The organism is Sanguibacter sp. TS_SC_8, from assembly GCF_055361235.1.
On the sequence record NZ_CM143955.1, the window covers coordinates 3,855,795 to 3,872,050 of the forward strand.

Below are 16,256 nucleotides of genomic sequence, written 5' to 3' on the forward strand. Positions count from 1 at the left end.
CGCCTCAGGCGAGGCCGAGGTCCCCCAGGCCGAAGAGCGAGAGGTACGGGACGCCGAGCGCCTCGATCTTCTCCTGCGCGCCGGTGGCGCGGTCCACGATCGTGGCGACGCCGACGACGTGCGCCCCGGCCGCGCGCGCGGCCTCGATGGCCGCGATCGGCGACCCGCCGGTCGTCGTGGTGTCTTCCACGACGACGACCCGCCGCCCGGCGATGTCGGGCCCCTCGATCTGGCGCTGCATTCCGTGAGCCTTGGCCGCCTTGCGCACGACGAAGGCGTCCAGGTCCTGCCCGCGCGAGGCGGCCGCGTGCAGCAGCGCCGTCGCGATCGGGTCGGCGCCCAGCGTCAGCCCCCCGACGGCGTCGACCTCGGCTGTGCCCAGGCCAGCCTCTTCGAGCGCGTCGAGCAGCACATGGCCGATCAGCGGCGCCGCCCGGTGGTGCAGCGTCACGCGGCGCAGGTCGACGTAGTAGTCGGCTTCCTTGCCCGAGGACAGCGTCACCTTCCCGTGCACGATCGCGAGCTCGGCGATGAGGTCGCGGAGCTGCTCGCGCGGGGTCGGGGACAGGACGGTCTCGGCGTTCACGTTCGTGGTCACGACTCCAGGCTAGCGGCGACGACCGACGCGGCCCGCATGCTGCCCGATCCTTGGATCGCCCGGACCGCGGCGCGCGGGAGCGCCCGCAGCAGCCCCGACGCCGCCTGGTAGCGCAGGCTCGGTGTGGAGATGACGACGCCGCGGCGCACGTCCGCGAGCGCGGCGCTCACGACGTCGGCGGCGTTGAGCCAGACCACCTCGGGCAGGTGGGAGTAGTCGAGGCCGGCACGCTCGTGGAACTCCGTGCGCACCAGTCCGGGGCACAGCGCCGTCGCGGTGACCCCGCTGTCGCGGAGCTCCACCGCGAGCCCCTCGGTGAACGCCCGGACCCACGCCTTGCTGGCGGAGTAGGTGCCCGACGCCGTCAGCGCGGCGATCGAGGACACGTTGAGGATCGCGCCGCGCTCGCGCGCGACCATCTGACCGGTGGCGGCGTGCGAGAGCACCATGACGGCGCGGACCATGACGTCGAGGGAGGCTTCCTGCTTGGCCAGGTCCCCGCCCAGGAAGGGCTCGTCGACGGCGTAGCCGGCATTGTTGACGAGCAGGCTCACCGGGTTGTCCAGGGTCCGCAGTCGCTCGGCGACGCGTTCGGTCTGCTCACGGTCGGCCAGGTCGGCGGCGAGCACCTCGACCTTGATCCCTGCTGCCGCGCGCAGGTGGTCGGCCAGGCGGTCCAGACGGTCGGCGTCGCGTGCGACGACGACCAGGTCGTGCTGGGCGGCGGCGAGCTGCCATGCGAACTCGAGCCCGAGGCCGGCGCTCGCGCCGGTGATGAGTGCTGTAGCCATGGGAGTCAGCCTACCGAGGGCTCGGGACCACCCGTGCCCGTCCCGAACGAGCACGTCGCGAGCCTCTCGGCGCTAGCCTGGTAGGCATGCGCCTCGCCACCTGGAACATCAACTCGATCCGTGCCCGAGTCGACCGTGCGGTCGCCTTCCTCGACCGCAGCGGCACGGATGTGCTGGCCCTGCAGGAGACCAAGTGCAAGGACGCCCAGTTCCCCGTCGAGGCTTTCGAGGCTGCGGGCTACCAGGTGGCGCACTTCGGCCTGTCCCAGTGGAACGGCGTCGCGATCATCAGCCGGGTCGGCCTGGACGAGGTCGAGCTGGGCTTCCCCGGGCAGCCGCACTTCGGCGAGGAGCCGGCGCTGGAGGCGCGCGCGATCGGTGCGACCTGCGGCGGGGTGCGCGTGTGGAGCCTGTACGTGCCGCACGGGCGGGCCCTGGACAATCCGCACTACGCCTACAAGCTCGACTGGCTCCACACCCTGCGGGAGAACGCCCGCGGATGGGTCGAGGCCGACCCGGCCGCCAAGGTCGCCCTGGTCGGGGACTGGAACGTGGCCCCGCAGGACACCGACGTGTGGGACATGGCCGTGTTCGAGGGCCAGACCCACGTGAGCCAGCCCGAGCGGGACGCCTTCGCTGCCTTCGAGACGGCCGGCTTCACCGAGGTGACCCGCCGGTTCGTGCCCGAGGACCGCAAGTACACCTACTGGGACTACCAGCAGCTGCGCTTCCCCAAGAACGAGGGCCTGCGCATCGACTTCGCGTACACCTCCCCCGCGCTCACCGCTGAGGTGACAGCCGTGGAGATCGACCGCAACGAGCGCAAGGGCAAGGGCGCCTCCGACCACGTCCCGGTGGTCGTGGACATCGCGGACTGACCAACCCGCGGGCGATCAGGAGGAACCGTCCCAGGACAGACGCGTGTTCGCTACCCTGTGCCTGTGACTCAACCTCCCGAAACCTCTCCTTCCGGACCGCAGGCACCAACCCGGCCCTACCCCGCACAGCCCCCATACGGCGCACCGCAGCCCTACACGGGCGGGGGGCGGGGTCCGTACGGCGCCCCGGTGGGTGGGTTCTCGTACCCGTCCGCCCCCCGTCCTGGCTACGGAGGCCCGTCCTACCCGCCCGGCATGCCGCCACCCCGGGACAACATGGCGATCGGCGCGCTGGTCTGCGGAGTGGTCGTCGCACCCGTGGGACTCATCCTCGGCATCGTCGCACTGGGCCGGATCCGCCGTTCCGGCGCGAAGGGGCGCGGACTGGCGATCACAGGGATCGTGCTGGGCACGCTCTGGATCGTCTCGGTCACCGCCCTGCTGGCCTACGCCGCGACGGGCGCCTTCGACGCGAGTCCGTCGAACATCACCGAGGAGCGCGAGATCCTCCCCGGAGAGGTCGAGCCGGGACACTGCGCCAACCTCGCGGACGTCGACGACGCCGGCGAGCGCGTCCTGGTCGTGCCGTGCAGCGATCCCCACGACGTGGAGATCATCGCCGACCTCGGCGAGGACGTCTCAGCCTCCACAGGCGACACAGGGCCGATCAGCCTGGAATGCACTCAGCGCGTGACCGAGATCGTCGGGGACATCGGGCCGATCTACATGAACGTGTTCCCGCTCGATCCGACGGACGCTGACGACCCTCGCGGGACGAAGTACCTCTGTGCGGCGATGTCGAGCGGCGGCACGTTGACCGGCTCGTTCGTCGTCGGCGATGCGGTTCTCAGCTGACCACAGGGCATTCACTAGTGTGTCCCGTGTGACCTACCCTCCTCCGAGCGGGCCGACCCGCCCGCACCAGCCACCGCAGCCACAGGTGCAGCCGCCCTACGGTGGCCCGCAGACACCGTACGGCGGCCCTGGGGGCACGTACCCCTACGCCGGCAACGGCGGACCCGGCTATCCGCCCGGGATGACACCACCCACCGACGGCATGGCGATCGCCGCTCTGGTCTGCGGCGTGGTCGTCGGGCCCGTGGGATTCGTCCTGGGGCTCGTGGCACTGGAGAGGATCCGCCGGTCCGGAGCCAAGGGCCGCGGCCTGGCCATCACCGGGATCGTGCTCGGCGGGCTCTCGATCGTCGCCGCGGTGCTGCTCGTGGTGATCGTCGCGACCGGCACCTTCGACACGAGCCCGGAGAACATCACCAAGGAGCGCACCATCGCCGCAGATGCGCTGAAGCCGGGGCACTGCGCCACCCTCGTCGACATCGACAACGCCGGAGAGCGGGTCCCTGTCGTGCCGTGCAGCGACGCCCACGACGTCGAGATCATCGGCGACGTGGGTACCGAAGCCGACTTCCTCGGGGGCGAGAGCGTCGAATCCTTCGGCGAGGCCTGCGCCGTGCTCGTGTCGGCGCACGTCGTCGCAGACGCGGAGCAGGTCGAGGCTCAGCTCCTCCCGCTCATCCCCGGCGACCCGGCGAAGCGTCTGTTGACGCGGTACCTGTGTGCCGCGGTGACACCGGACGCCACGATCACCGGTTCGTTCGTCGTCGGCGACGCAGCGATCAGCTGACGGCATGAGCATGGTGACGGACGTGGACAGGGCTGCGCAGACGAGGCGCGCGAGCACGGACGTCCCGCGCCCGCGCAACGGCCTCGCCGTCGCCGCTCTCGCGATGCCCTTCGCGATGTTCGGGCTGGCCGCACCCCTCGGCGTCGCCCTGGGGATCGCGGCGCTCGTCCAGATCTGCCGGGCCGCCGGCAACCGGCCGCGCGGTCGGTGGCAGGCCATCACCGGGATCGTGGTCGGCGTCCTGGTGACGGCCCTGTGGATCGCGCTGGTCTGGTTCCTGGTGTGGGCGGTCCAGCTGAGCGACCGCAGCGACCGCCTCTCCGACCCGGCGCAGGTCACCGAGCCGGGCGAGATCTACTTCAGCTCGCTCAGCCCGGGGCACTGCACGAACTTCGGCCACTTCGGCGCCAGCCGCGTCACGGTCGTGCCGTGCGACCAGCCGCACAACTGGGAGCTGCTCACCATGCTGCCCGTGCAGAGCGGGCCTGACGGCGTGTACCCGGGCTCGGGATCCGCCTTCAAGGAGGGCACGGCGGCCTGCACCAAGCACTTCGACGCACTTCCCGACTCCGCCCGGTCCTACCTCCGCCCGGTCCCCCTCGTCCCGACCGCGCGCCTGTGGGACGAGGGCTACACCGAGGTGTGGTGCTTCGCGGAGGCCAAGTACGGGAAGGTGACCGGCCAGACGGGAGACGACTCGGTCTCCCCCGCGAACTGAGCCGCCCGGCCACCGTCCTGGTTAGGAGTCCGTCCCCGGGCGGGTGACGGTGAGCAGGAGGTACCCGTCCGTGCGGACGACTGCCGCCCCCGAGGTGCTGACGAGGGCCGGAACGGCGTACCCGGAGGTCGGGTCCCCCTCGTAGGCGACCGCCTCGGCCCCGGTGAGCGCGTTGCGGACGGCCAGCGACTCTCCGGATCGAAGGTAGAGCAGCGCTCCACCGGCTGATGCCACCTCGGTCGTGGTCGTGTCCTGGATCGACCACAGCTCCTCCGCGCCGCGGAGCGCGCGCAGGGTCGTCGCCCCCAGCACCACGTGCACCCCGGTCGCCGGGTCCAGAGCGACCTGGCGGGCGTCGGTGGTCAGCACCGCTCCGTCATCGGTCCGGATGAGGGCACCGACGGGGTCCGCGCCGGCGGCACCGGCTCCGGCCAGCAACGTCGTACCGGGGGGCGCCTCGGTCCCGGGGAGGGCGACCGGCGGGTGCCCGCCGGCGATCCCGGCCTCGGCGGTCGGGATCGACCATCGCTGCTCTCCGGACGCGGCATCCATCCCGTGGAGCGCGCCGTCCTGCGCGGTGAGGACGACGCCGTCGAACTCACCGACGACGGTCAGCCCTGCGCGCTCCGCCTCGTCGGCCACCACGGCGCCGGTGGCCGGGTCCAGGGCGACACGGGGACCGGTGGCTCCGAGGGCCTCGGCCGGTGCGGCGAAGACCAGACCGGGCCCCTGGTGGATCCCCGGCACCGTGAGCGGACCCCAGCGACGCTCCCCGGACTCCAGGTCGTACGCCGTGACGCTCGTCGCTCCGCTGCTGTCGAGGTCGGTGAGCACCGCGATCGGCACCCCCGCGGCGCGGCTGACGACGAACCCGGTGCAAGCCGGAGGCCGCTCGGCGGTCCACAAGATGGTGCCCTGGCTGTCGGCCGCGACGTAGCGGAGCGGCAGACCCGCCTCAGCCGGCATGCCCAGCCCGAGGAACAGACCGTCTCGCTCCTGCGGACGGAGGTCCCAGCCCGGATCCACGGCCGGGACGTCCTCCCAGGACGCCGGAACAGCCCACTGCGTGGTGTCCGCCACAGGAGCTGCTTCTCCGACGGTCTGCGGTGTCGGGTCGTACGCGGGTCCGTCGGCAGGCTCCGGCGCACACGCGGCAAAGGTCACCGCCAGCACCGCGATGCTCGCGGCCGCTCGCAGCCGGCGGGCCGTCACCGGCCCCCCTCCACGTCAGCCAGGCGGCGGCGCTCCGCGCCGGCCAGGCGGCGGCGCTCCGACCGCCACCACACCGCGAGCGCGACGAGCGCTACCGCGACGATGAGCGCGACGTCGGGCACGGCCGCCCCGATCGAGGTGACCGTCACCTGGGCCTGCGCAAGGGCAGCTGCCGGGATCAGGTCGGGCAGGGCGGCCATGCCGTTGGTGCGGAGGAAGACGATCCCGACGACGACCAGCAGAGCCCCGCTGGCCAGCGACGTCGTGTGCGTGGTCACCGGGCCGAGGGTGATCTCCCGTCCGCGCAGGACGGAGCGTCCGCTCACGCCCAACCGTCGCCAGACCGCAGCGATGGCGAACAGCGGGACCACCATGCCTGCTGCGTAGACCACGAGCGTGGCCGCACCCACGAGGGGCGGCGCAGCCGCTGCCATCGTCAGGACGGCCCCGAGGATCGGTCCGGCGCAGAAGCCCGCGACTCCGGCGACGGTGCCCATGAGGAAGGAGCGCAGCAGCCCGGGCGGGCGCGGGGAGCGGGCCCCTGGCGCGCGGGGCCGGATGCGTTGCAGGTCGAACCCGAGACCGAGGGCGGTCATGAGGCCGAAGGCCAGGATCAGCCAGCCGGCGCCCAGGACGAGGACGTCCCGGTGCCGCGCCAGGGTCGCCCCGAGCAGCGCGGCGCCCAGGCCCAACGGGGCCAAGGTGGTCACGAGGCCCATGAAGAACACCCCGGAGTGCAGGACGAGCCTGCCCCCGGAGCCGACCGTCGTGGCGAAGAACGACGGGAGCAGCAGCGCCCCGCACGGGCTGAGGAGCGCGAGCGCACCCCCGAAGAACGCGACGAGGAAGCCGACCTCCATCGTCAGCTCTCCAGACGGGTGAGCTCGTCCTGGACCGCCTGGAGAAACACCTCTGTCGGCTGCGCCCCGACCACCACGACGCCCCCGACCACGAAGGTCGGGGTGGAGTACGCGCCGATGCTCAGGCCGTCGTCCTCGTTGCGCTGCACCTGGGTCGCGACCTCTGGGGAGCGCAGGTCGGTGGTGAACTGCTCGACGTCGAGGCCGAGGTCGGCAGCGAGCCCCACCAGTGCGTCCTCGGACAGCTGGTCCGGGCTGCGCTTCTCGCCGCCGGCGAAGAGGAGCTGGTGGTACTCCTGGAACTCGCCCTGCAGGCCGGCCGCGTAGGCCGCTTGTGCGGCGCGTTCGGAGTCCGGCCCGAAGACGTTGACGTCGCGCCACTCGATCCGCAGGTCACCGGACTCGACGAGATCCATCATGAGCGGCTCGGTCTGCTCGACCCACAGCGCGCAGAACGGGCACTGATAGTCCGAGTAGGCGATGAGCACGACGGGTGCGTCGACCGGACCGATCGCGAGCGGGTCCCCCGGGTCGCGGCGCTCCAGCGCGGCCGGCGACTGCGGGCCGGGCTCGACGAGCTGACCGGCGGGGTTGTCCTGGGCGGCCGGTGCACCGGTGCCACCCTGGCCACCCTGCGCGGCGTCGGTGTCGCCGTGGGTGTCGCCGTCGCGCGCCTGGACGGCGATGATCAGGGCGACCGCGATCAGGACGACGAGCACGGGGAAGGCGAACCGGCGCCACCAGCTCTGGCCGGGGCCTGCGGGGCCGCCGGCAGGTCGAGGGGAGGAGTTGGCGGAGGAGGCGGGCATCGTCACGTCTTTCGTCGAGAGTCGGAGGTGCGGCGCATGCTACTACGACGCTTAGTAGTTCTATGAGGCATAGTAGTCACATGCCTCTCTCCTTCGTTCCCCTGCCGCAGGCGCTCCGGTCCGCCGCGCTCGCGCTGCGTGGCTGGAGCACCCGTCGTCTCGTCGCCGCGGTGCTGTTCGCCGTCGCGGTCGCACTCCTCATCGGCATCCCGACCGTGCTCATCCCGAACCCCGTCTTCAGCCGCGAGATCGCCGTCGTGGCGTGGAACTATCCGGTCTGGATCGTGACGTCTGCGCTCAGCGGGATGCTCGCGGCGACCTATGTCCGCAACGACCGTCACAGCGATCCCGCACCAGCGCCCGCCGACGACGCGCGCACGAGCCGGCTGGGCCTGGCCGGAGGCGCCCTCGCGTGGTTCGCCGTGGGCTGCCCGGTCTGCAACAAGCTCGCGCTCCTGGTCCTGGGCTACTCCGGGGCGCTGACCTGGTTCGCGCCCTTCCAGCCGGTGCTCGCCGGCGCCGCCCTCGTCCTGACGCTGGTCGCCCTCATCGTGCGGCTGAGCGGGGAGGTGGCGTGCCCGGTCCCGGCGCGCGCGACGGCCGCTCATGCCTGACGCCGGACGGGGACCCGACATGGGTGCGGGCACGGGGTCGCCGAGCATGCCGCGGCTCGGCACGCTCGAGCAGCAGGTGATGGAGATCCTCTGGGACTGCCCGGACGAGCTGTGCACCCGCGACGTCCTGGCGCAGCTCACGGCGCAGTCGTTGGCCTACACGACCGTCGCGACAGTGCTCACCAACCTCACCCGCAAGGGCATGGTCGAGCGGTTCAGCAGCGGCCGCACGCTGGCCTACCGCCCGCTGCACAGCCGCAGCGCCTACGCCGCCGGGCTCATGACGCAGGCCCTCGGAACGGGTGGCGACCGCACCGAGTCGTTCCTGCACTTCGTCCAGGCGATGTCGCCCGACGACGCCGCGCTCCTGCGCTCTCTGCTCGACGACACTCCCGGTCCGGGCGCACGCGGTGGCGCCGGAGAGCGCGGGGGGCTGTGACTGCGCTGCTCCTCGGCGCAGCCGTGATCGTGCTGCTCGTCGCCGGGGCCCTGGGCGGTCCGCGCGTCCTGGAGTCCGCCGCGCCGATCTTCACCGTGCGACCGCGGCTCGGCATGGTCGTGTGGACCGCTGCCGCCGGCCTGTGGACGCTGGGGCTGCTGGCGCTGGGTCCGCTCCTGGCCTGGGGCATCGGCGGCCCGGGGCTCCCCGGGCAGCTCGGAACGGTGTGCCGACGCTGCATCGCCGCAGCCAACCCGTTCGCCGACAGCCCTTGGATCACCGGCGTTCCCGCAGCAGCGCTGCTCGTCGCCCCGGCGCTGCTCGCGGGGGCGCTGCTGACCCGGGCGATCGGGCGACTGATCCGGTCACGTCGCCACGCCGTCGCGCACGTGCGGGCCACCCGCGCGATCGGAGACCGCCGCGCGGTCTCCGGGCACGAGGCCTGGGTGCTGCCGACCGACGAGCGGGTCGCCTACAGCCTGCCCGCCCGCCACGCAGGCATCTTCCTCTCCCGCGGGGCGCTCGACGCCTTGGGGCCGGACGAGCTGACGGCCGTCGTCGCGCACGAGCGCGCGCACCTCGCTCAGCACCACCACGCCGTCCTGGGGATCCTCACGGATCTGCGGGTCGTCCTCGGCTGGTCTCCCCTGGTAGCTGCGGCAGGCACTGCCGTCGCGGTTCTCGCGGAGATGGCGGCCGACGACGCGGCACGGCGGGCCACCGGGACGCGGGCGGTGGCCGGTGCGCTGCTGGCACTGGCCGGGCCGCTCACGGCGCAGCGGGCCCCGGCGCCCGCGCTCCATGCCGCCACCGTCGGTGTGTCTCGGCGCGCCGGCAGGCTCGTGCAGATGCCGACACACTCGTCCCGGTGGCAGCTCGTTCTTGTCGGCGGCTACCTGGGTGCTGTGCTGCTCGGCGTGTCCGTCGTCGCCCTGCCGTACGCACGGCTCGCGGTGAGCGCCTCGTGCTGACGCCGTGAGCGCCTCGTGCTGACGCCGGACGGGCCTCCTCAGGCTACCGACCAGCGCCGGGGGCACTGATGCCCGCGGAGGCAGGTGGATGTGTGCGCACCCGCCCCCAGCCTCGGTGCGGCGTCGGGCAGCTGAGCTCCGAGACCCGATCCACCGAGGTGGGGTCGTCTGTTTCACGTGATGTCGTCTCTCTGGATGGACGAAACCGAGCGGAACAGACGACCTCGCGGGCGGATTGGCGCGGGTTGGGGTGGCCGGCGTCCATCAGGCCACGGTCAGGGCACCGGGGCGCTCAGCGCGTCCAAGGCCGCACGGAGCCGGACGGCCGCGTCCTCCGCGACGGGTTGCAGGGCCGGGTTGCCCGTGACCTGGACCATCATGAGAGGGTCGAGCGCCTCCACCATGGTGCGGTCGTCGCCGACGGCGCGGACCACGACGTTGCACGGCAGCAGCAGGCCGACCGACGCCTCGGCCTGCAGCGCCCGGTAGGCGAGCGGCGGGTTGCAGGCCCCGAGGATGACCTGGGGCGCGACATCGACATCGAGCTTCGTCTTGAGCGTCGCGGCCATGTCGATCTCGGTGAGGATGCCGAAGCCCTGCTCGCCGAGCGCCGCGCGCACGGCCGCGACGGTGGCACCGAAGGGCTGGTCGAGGGTCACGCTCATCCCGTAGGTCATGACGCCCCCTGGGCGATCTTGGCTCGCACATCGTTCATGTCGAGCGCCTTCACGGCGGTGATGACCTGCTCCAGGCCCTTGGCGGGCAGGGCGCCGGGCTGGGCGAACACGAGGACGCCCTCGCGGAAGGCCATCAGGGTGGGGATCGAGGTGATGTCCGCCTGAGCGGCCAGGGCCTGCTCGGCCTCGGTGTCGACCTTGCCGAAGACGACGTCGGGGTGCTGTGTCGAGGCGGCCTCGAAGACGGGTGCGAAGCTGCGGCACGGGCCGCACCAGGCGGCCCAGAAGTCGACGAGGACGATCGGGGACTTGAGGACGGTGTCCGAGAAGGTGGACTGGGTGAGGTTGACGGTGGTCATGGTCTCTCCTGTCGGGTGCGGTGCGAACGGAAGTGGTGCGAGGCGAATCCGGTGGATACCCCTGGGGGTATAACGTACCGCGCGCTGGGATATTCCGCAGGGGGTCGACGGTCCCCTGAGCCAACTCTGGGGCAACCGACGCTAGTCTTCAGACACGACAATCCACCCGTCCCTTCTCCGGACGCAGATCGAAGGCGGTAGCGCCCCGTGACCTCAGTCCCTCCCCCTCCGCCAGGCCCGGTCGACCCGGAGAACCCGGGACCGCCACCGCCAGGTCAGTTCGCTCAGCCGGGTCAGTTCTCCCCGCCAGGACCGGCGCAGCAGTGGGCCGCCCCGCACCAGGGTCAGCCCGGTCAGCAGTGGGGACAGCCTGGCCAGCAGGGTCAGCCCGGTCAGCAGTGGGGCCAGCCTGGTCAGCAGGGTCAGCCCGGCCAGCAGTGGGGCCAGCCTGGTCAGTACCCCCAGCAGGGCCAGCCCGGTCAGTACCCCCAGCAGGCCCAGCCCGGTCAGTACGCCCCCCAGGGCCAGCCCGGTCAGTACCCCCAGCAAGCCCAGCCGGGTCAGTACGCCCCCCAGGGCCAGCCGGGCCAGTACGCCCAGCCGGGCCAGTACCCCCCGCAGGGCCAGTGGGGCGCGCAGCCTCCCGCGGGCGGCTCGGGGAACAAGACCGTGATCATCATCGTCTCCGTGATCGGCGCACTCGTGCTCCTCGGAGCCGCCGTCGGAGTCTTCTTCCTGCTGTCGTCTTCAGACGTGGAGTCGCTGCCCAAGGACGTCGACGCCCAGACCACCGCGCACGCGCGTGAGCTCACCGTGGGCAACTGCCTGCTGTCCCTGCCCACCGACGACGCGGTGACCGACGTGACCGTCGTGCCGTGCGACGACGCTCACGACGCCCAGGTGGTCGCAGCGAAGACGTTCTCCGGCGAGAGGTACCCCGGAACCGCCAAGACCATCGAGGAGACCACCGGGATCTGCCCCGGGAAGTCGATCACCTCCGACACGGTGCCGGAGACTCTCGAGTTCCTCGTATGGACCCCGAGCGAGGACTCCTGGAGCGAAGGCGACCGCAAGGGCCTGTGCATCGCCTCGAGCCCCGACGAGGAGCTCACGGACAGCCTCATCCGCTGATGTGACCGGGCCCGGGAGCAAGCGGCAGGTACACCTTGCTCCCGCGGTCCGCGAACTCCTTCGACTTCTCCGCCATGCCGGCCTCGATCGCCTCGACGGTCGTCAGCCCCTGCGCCGCCGCGTACTCGCGCACGTCGGCGGAGATCCGCATGGAGCAGAACTTCGGCCCGCACATCGAGCAGAAGTGCGCGGTCTTGGCCGGCTCGGCGGGCAGCGTCTCGTCGTGGAAGGCCCGGGCCGTGTCGGGGTCGAGGGACAGCGCGAACTGGTCGTTCCACCGGAACTCGAAGCGAGCCTTCGACAGGGCGTCGTCGCGCTCCTGCGCCCGGTGGTGCCCCTTGGCCAGGTCCGCGCTGTGGGCGGCGATCTTGTAGGTGATGACGCCGGTCTTGACGTCGTCGCGGTCCGGCAGCCCCAGGTGCTCCTTGGGAGTGACGTAGCAGAGCATCGCGGTGCCGGCCTGGGCGATGATCGCCGCCCCGATCGCCGAGGTGATGTGGTCGTAGGCGGGTGCGATGTCGGTGGCCAGCGGGCCCAGGGTGTAGAACGGCGCCTCCTCGCACAGCTCTTCCTCGAGGCGGACGTTCTCGACGATCTTGTGCATGGGCACGTGCCCGGGACCTTCGATCATCACCTGCACGCCGTAGGACTTGGCGACCTTGGTGAGCTCCCCCAGCGTCGCCAGCTCGGCGAACTGGGCGGCGTCGTTGGCGTCGGCGATGGACCCCGGGCGCAGCCCGTCCCCGAGGGAGAAGGTCACGTCATAGCGTCGCAGGATCTCGCACAGCTCGGCGAAGTGGGTGTAGAGGAACGACTCCTCGTGGCGGGCCAGGCACCAGGCAGCCATGATCGCCCCGCCGCGCGAGACGATCCCGGTCACCCGGGCCGCAGTCAGCGGGATGTACCGCAGCAGCACCCCGGCGTGCACCGTCATGTAGTCGACGCCCTGCTCGCACTGCTCGATCACGGTGTCCCGGTACACCTCCCAGGTGAGGAGGGTCGGGTCCCCCTTGACCTTCTCGAGCGCCTGGTAGATCGGGACGGTCCCGACCGGGATCGGGGAGTTCCGCAGGATCCACTCCCGGGTCTCGTGGATGTCCTTCCCGGTGGACAGGTCCATCAAGGTGTCAGCTCCCCAGCGGGCCGCCCAGACCATCTTCTCCACCTCCTCCTCGATCGAGGAGGTCACCGCGGAGTTGCCGATGTTGGCGTTGATCTTCACCCCGAAGGCCTTGCCGATGATCATCGGCTCGGACTCGGGGTGGTTGCGGTTGGCGGGGATCACCGCCCGTCCGCGGGCCACCTCGTCGAGCACGAGCTCCACCGGGACCCCTTCGCGGGCTGCGACGAAGCGCATCTCGTCGGTGACCACGCCGGCCCGCGCCCAGGCCAGCTGGGTGGCGGCGCCCTGGACCGGGTCCGGGCGTCGCCAGCTGCTGCGCACCGGCGCCAGACCGGCGGCCACGTCGATGGGCAGCGCACCGGGAGCGGAGTCGGTGTAGGGCCCGGAGGTGTCGTAGAGGTCGAGGTGCTCGCCGTTGGTGAGGTGCACCCGGCGGCCGGGGACCCGGAGCCCGGGAGCCCCGGCGACCGGGGTGTAGATCTTCGTGGACCCGGTGATGGGTCCGGTCGTCACTGATCTGCGCACAGCACTGCTGCTCATCGAGCGTCTCCCTACGTCGGCATGATCCGAACAGGTTCAAACGGTCGGCGGCGCGTGAGCCGCCCTCTCAGTTCGCTGCTGCGAACTCCCGTGGGTATGTGGTTGTGCAGGCACAGTACCTCACACCACCACACGTCGAAGAGTCAGCCACGGACCTCCAGCACAAGACCTTGACCTGCGTCTACGCCGTCGGCTCCGTCCACCGGGCGGTCGACCACGACGTGGTCGCCGTCGGCGATCTCTCCCGCGAGGATCTTGCGGGCGAGCCGGTCCCCGATCTCGCGCTGGACCAGGCGGCGCAGCGGGCGCGCCCCGTACGCCGGGTCGAAGCCCTCGATCGCCAGCCACTCCCGGGCTGCGTCGGTGACCTCGAGCTCGAGCCGGCGGTCGGTCAGCCGGCGCCCGAGCTCGGTCACCTGGATGTCGACGATGTAGCCGAGCTCGTCCAGGTCGAGGGGGTCGAAGAGGACCACGTCGTCGAGCCGGTTGAGGAACTCCGGCTTGAACGCCTCCCGCACCGCCTGCATGACCGAGGCGCGCTTGGCGCCCGCGTCGAGCAGCGGGTCGACGAGGTACTGGGAGCCAAGGTTGGAGGTCAGCACGAGGATGACGTTGCGGAAGTCGACCGTGCGGCCCTGGCCGTCGGTGAGGCGGCCGTCGTCGAGCACCTGGAGCAGGATGTCGAAGACCTCCGGGTGGGCCTTCTCCACCTCGTCGAAGAGCACGACGGAGTAGGGGCGACGTCGCACCGCCTCGGTGAGCTGGCCGCCCTCCTCGTAGCCGACGTAGCCCGGGGGCGCCCCGACGAGGCGGGCCACCGAGTGCTTCTCGGAGTACTCGGACATGTCGATGCGCACCATGGCGCGCTCGTCGTCGAACAGGAAGTCCGCGAGCGCCTTGGCCAGCTCGGTCTTGCCGACGCCGGTGGGGCCCAGGAAGAGGAAGGAGCCGGTGGGCCGGTTGGGGTCGGAGACCCCGGCCCGCGCCCGGCGGACGGCGTCGGCCACGGTCGCCACGGCGGCCTTCTGCCCGATCAGCCGCTCGCCGATGACCTTCTCCATGGACAGCAGCTTCTCGCTCTCGCCCTGGAGCATCCGCCCGGCCGGGATCCCGGTCCAGGCGGAGACGACCTCGGCGATCTCGTCGGCGTCGACCTTGTCGCCCACCAGCGGGGCGGGACGGTCGGCGGAGCTCTCGGTGCTCTCGGAGATCTCGGCACGCTCGGCGTCGGCCAGCTCGCGCTCCAGGGCCGGGATCTCCCCGTACCGGATGCGCGACGCCGTCTCCAGGTCCGCGTCCCGCTCGGCGCGTGCGGCGCGGGTGTCGAGGTCGGCGAGCTTCTCGCGCAGCTCTCCCACCCGGTTGAAGCCGCCCTTCTCGGCGGCCCAGCGGGCGTTGAGCGCGACGAGCTCCTCCTTGCGGTCGGCGAGGTTGGCCCTCAGCGCGCCCAGGCGCGCGCGGGAGGCCTCGTCGTCGGACTTCTCCAGCGCGAGCTCCTCCATCTCCAGGCGCGTCACGGCGCGCTGGAGCACGTCGATCTCGACCGGGGAGGAGTCCATCTCCATCCGCAGCCGTGAGGCCGCCTCGTCGACGAGGTCGATCGCCTTGTCGGGGAGCTTGCGGCCGGTGATGTAGCGGTCGGAGAGGGAGGCGGCCGCGACGAGCGCGGCGTCGGAGATGGTCACCCGGTGGTGCGCCTCGTAGCGGGACTTCAGCCCGCGCAGGATCGCGACCGTGTCTTCCACGGACGGTTCGCCCACAAATACCTGCTGGAACCGGCGCTCGAGCGCGGGGTCCTTCTCGATGTGCTGGCGGTACTCGTCGAGCGTGGTCGCGCCGACCAGGCGCAGCTCGCCGCGGGCGAGCATGGGCTTGAGCATGTTGCCCGCGTCCATCGCGCCCTCGCCGCCCGCGCCGGCGCCGACGACCGTGTGCAGTTCGTCGATGAACGTGACGATCTCGCCGTCGGACCCCTTGATCTCCTCCAGGACCGCCTTGAGGCGTTCCTCGAACTCCCCGCGGTACTTCGCGCCGGCGACCATGGCCGCCAGGTCGAGGGAGATGAGGCGCTTGCCCTTGAGGGAGTCGGGGACGTCGCCGGCGACGATCCGCTGGGCGAGTCCCTCCACGACGGCGGTCTTGCCGACACCGGGGTCACCGATGAGCACGGGGTTGTTCTTGGTCCGGCGGCTGAGCACCTGGACCACCCGGCGGATCTCGGAGTCACGCCCGATGACCGGGTCGAGCTTGCCCTCGCGGGCTGCCTCGGTGAGGTCGACGCCGTACTTGCCCAGCGCCTCGTAGGTGCCTTCCGGGTTGGCGCTGGTCACCCGCTTGCCTCCGCGCACGACGGGGACCGCGGCGGCGAGCTTGTCGCGGGTCGCGCCGGCGCTCTTGAGGAGGTCGGCGGCCGGGGACGGCGCGGCGGCGAGGCCGAGCAGCAGGTGTTCGGTCGAGATGTAGTCGTCCTCGAGGTCGGCCTGCTCCTTGCGGGCGCGCTGCAGCACCGCGGACATCGCCGAGGAGAGCGTGGGCTGCGCGACGGCGGAGCCGGAGACCGTGGGCAGCGCCACGAGGGCGCGGCGCGTCGCGGCGCCGACGGCCTGGGCGTCGACCCCGGCCTCCTTGAGCAGCCCGGGCGTGGTGCCGGACTGCTGGAGCAGCAGCGCGTCGAGCAGGTGGACCGGCTCCACCTGGGGGTTGCCTGCGGCGGTCGCGCTCTGGATGGCCCCGGCGAGCGCTTCCTGGGCGAGAGTGGTGAGGTTGAGATCCATGGGTCCTCCGTCTGACGTGCGAGCCGATGTCTGGCTGATGTCGAGCTGATCTACTGTCGCCAACATCCTCAAACTTGAGCGTATTCCACTCAACTCTGTCTCGCCACCGTACTTCCTACC

The 16,256-nt window shown here is 71.7% G+C and carries 17 protein-coding genes and 1 riboswitch; of the genes, 8 read left to right on the forward strand and 9 right to left on the reverse strand.

Annotated elements, in window-relative coordinates; all coding sequences use genetic code 11:
• Positions 1 to 4: 4 nt before the first annotated feature.
• Both pyrE and ACWA15_RS17355 read right to left on the reverse strand, forming a co-directional pair.
• Complete coding sequence (gene pyrE, locus ACWA15_RS17350) at positions 5 to 598, reverse strand: orotate phosphoribosyltransferase (protein ID WP_464056831.1); 594 nt, start codon at positions 596 to 598, stop codon at positions 5 to 7.
• Positions 595 to 1,389, reverse strand: coding sequence for an SDR family NAD(P)-dependent oxidoreductase (locus ACWA15_RS17355; protein ID WP_464056832.1), 795 nt, complete (start codon positions 1,387 to 1,389; stop codon positions 595 to 597). Before ACWA15_RS17355 ends, pyrE begins: the two co-directional genes overlap by 4 nt.
• A gap of 86 nt (positions 1,390 to 1,475) precedes the next feature.
• Here ACWA15_RS17355 and ACWA15_RS17360 point away from each other — a divergent pair, with 86 nt between their 5' ends.
• The 4 genes from ACWA15_RS17360 to ACWA15_RS17375 all read left to right on the forward strand — a co-directional run bounded on the left by ACWA15_RS17360 (position 1,476) and on the right by ACWA15_RS17375 (position 4,627).
• The gene (locus ACWA15_RS17360; protein ID WP_464056834.1) at positions 1,476 to 2,267 is read left to right on the forward strand and encodes an exodeoxyribonuclease III; all 792 of its coding nucleotides are present in this window, start codon (positions 1,476 to 1,478) and stop codon (positions 2,265 to 2,267) included.
• Between the two features lie 255 nt (positions 2,268 to 2,522).
• The gene (locus tag ACWA15_RS17365; RefSeq protein WP_464056835.1) at positions 2,523 to 3,122 is read left to right on the forward strand and encodes a DUF4190 domain-containing protein; all 600 of its coding nucleotides are present in this window, start codon (positions 2,523 to 2,525) and stop codon (positions 3,120 to 3,122) included.
• Between the two features lie 181 nt (positions 3,123 to 3,303).
• Positions 3,304 to 3,909: a DUF4190 domain-containing protein gene (locus ACWA15_RS17370; RefSeq protein WP_464056836.1), complete on the forward strand. Its 606-nt coding sequence runs from the start codon at positions 3,304 to 3,306 to the stop codon at positions 3,907 to 3,909.
• 4 nt (positions 3,910 to 3,913) lie between these two features.
• The gene (locus ACWA15_RS17375) at positions 3,914 to 4,627 is read left to right on the forward strand and encodes a DUF4190 domain-containing protein (protein WP_464056837.1); all 714 of its coding nucleotides are present in this window, start codon (positions 3,914 to 3,916) and stop codon (positions 4,625 to 4,627) included.
• Between the two features lie 21 nt (positions 4,628 to 4,648).
• On the opposite strand, the gene ACWA15_RS17380 is transcribed toward ACWA15_RS17375, so the two are convergent.
• From ACWA15_RS17380 to ACWA15_RS17390, 3 genes are read right to left on the reverse strand one after another with little or no spacing between them, the layout of a single operon-like run.
• Positions 4,649 to 5,839, reverse strand: coding sequence for an outer membrane protein assembly factor BamB family protein (locus ACWA15_RS17380; protein ID WP_464056838.1), 1,191 nt, complete (start codon positions 5,837 to 5,839; stop codon positions 4,649 to 4,651).
• Positions 5,836 to 6,699 (reverse strand): cytochrome c biogenesis CcdA family protein, encoded by an 864-nt coding sequence (locus tag ACWA15_RS17385; RefSeq protein ID WP_464056839.1) that lies wholly within the window; start codon positions 6,697 to 6,699, stop codon positions 5,836 to 5,838. The genes ACWA15_RS17380 and ACWA15_RS17385 overlap by 4 nt, the downstream gene beginning before the upstream one ends.
• Positions 6,700 to 6,701: 2 nt before the next feature.
• Complete coding sequence (locus tag ACWA15_RS17390) at positions 6,702 to 7,508, reverse strand: DsbA family protein (RefSeq protein WP_464056840.1); 807 nt, start codon at positions 7,506 to 7,508, stop codon at positions 6,702 to 6,704.
• 80 nt (positions 7,509 to 7,588) lie between these two features.
• Between ACWA15_RS17390 and ACWA15_RS17395 the strand changes: the two genes are divergently transcribed.
• Genes ACWA15_RS17395 through ACWA15_RS17405 form a run of 3 tightly spaced genes read left to right on the forward strand, consistent with a single transcriptional unit; the run spans position 7,589 to position 9,532 of the window.
• On the forward strand, positions 7,589 to 8,122 hold the full coding sequence (locus tag ACWA15_RS17395; protein WP_464056841.1) for a hypothetical protein: 534 nt from the start codon (positions 7,589 to 7,591) through the stop codon (positions 8,120 to 8,122).
• Positions 8,115 to 8,561, forward strand: coding sequence for a BlaI/MecI/CopY family transcriptional regulator (locus ACWA15_RS17400; protein WP_464056843.1), 447 nt, complete (start codon positions 8,115 to 8,117; stop codon positions 8,559 to 8,561). Before ACWA15_RS17395 ends, ACWA15_RS17400 begins: the two co-directional genes overlap by 8 nt.
• Complete coding sequence (locus ACWA15_RS17405; RefSeq protein ID WP_464056844.1) at positions 8,558 to 9,532, forward strand: M48 family metalloprotease; 975 nt, start codon at positions 8,558 to 8,560, stop codon at positions 9,530 to 9,532. The genes ACWA15_RS17400 and ACWA15_RS17405 overlap by 4 nt, the downstream gene beginning before the upstream one ends.
• A gap of 275 nt (positions 9,533 to 9,807) precedes the next feature.
• Here the strand turns inward: ACWA15_RS17405 and ACWA15_RS17410 are convergent, their stop codons facing one another.
• Together ACWA15_RS17410 and trxA are read right to left on the reverse strand one after the other, a co-directional pair.
• Positions 9,808 to 10,209, reverse strand: coding sequence for a DUF302 domain-containing protein (locus ACWA15_RS17410; RefSeq protein ID WP_464056845.1), 402 nt, complete (start codon positions 10,207 to 10,209; stop codon positions 9,808 to 9,810).
• The gene (trxA, locus tag ACWA15_RS17415) at positions 10,206 to 10,568 is read right to left on the reverse strand and encodes a thioredoxin (RefSeq protein WP_464056847.1); all 363 of its coding nucleotides are present in this window, start codon (positions 10,566 to 10,568) and stop codon (positions 10,206 to 10,208) included. The genes ACWA15_RS17410 and trxA overlap by 4 nt, the downstream gene beginning before the upstream one ends.
• A gap of 207 nt (positions 10,569 to 10,775) precedes the next feature.
• Here trxA and ACWA15_RS17420 point away from each other — a divergent pair, with 207 nt between their 5' ends.
• Entirely contained in the window at positions 10,776 to 11,699 is a 924-nt protein-coding gene (locus ACWA15_RS17420) for a septum formation family protein (RefSeq protein WP_464056848.1), read from the forward strand.
• Here ACWA15_RS17420 and thiC read toward each other — a convergent pair.
• Both thiC and clpB read right to left on the reverse strand, forming a co-directional pair.
• The gene (gene thiC, locus ACWA15_RS17425; protein WP_464056849.1) at positions 11,689 to 13,362 is read right to left on the reverse strand and encodes a phosphomethylpyrimidine synthase ThiC; all 1,674 of its coding nucleotides are present in this window, start codon (positions 13,360 to 13,362) and stop codon (positions 11,689 to 11,691) included. The genes ACWA15_RS17420 and thiC overlap by 11 nt on opposite strands.
• Positions 13,352 to 13,464: riboswitch (TPP riboswitch) on the reverse strand. It overlaps the preceding gene by 11 nt.
• Before the next feature lie 41 nt (positions 13,465 to 13,505).
• Complete coding sequence (gene clpB / locus ACWA15_RS17430; RefSeq protein ID WP_464056850.1) at positions 13,506 to 16,136, reverse strand: ATP-dependent chaperone ClpB; 2,631 nt, start codon at positions 16,134 to 16,136, stop codon at positions 13,506 to 13,508.
• Positions 16,137 to 16,256: the final 120 nt, after the last annotated feature.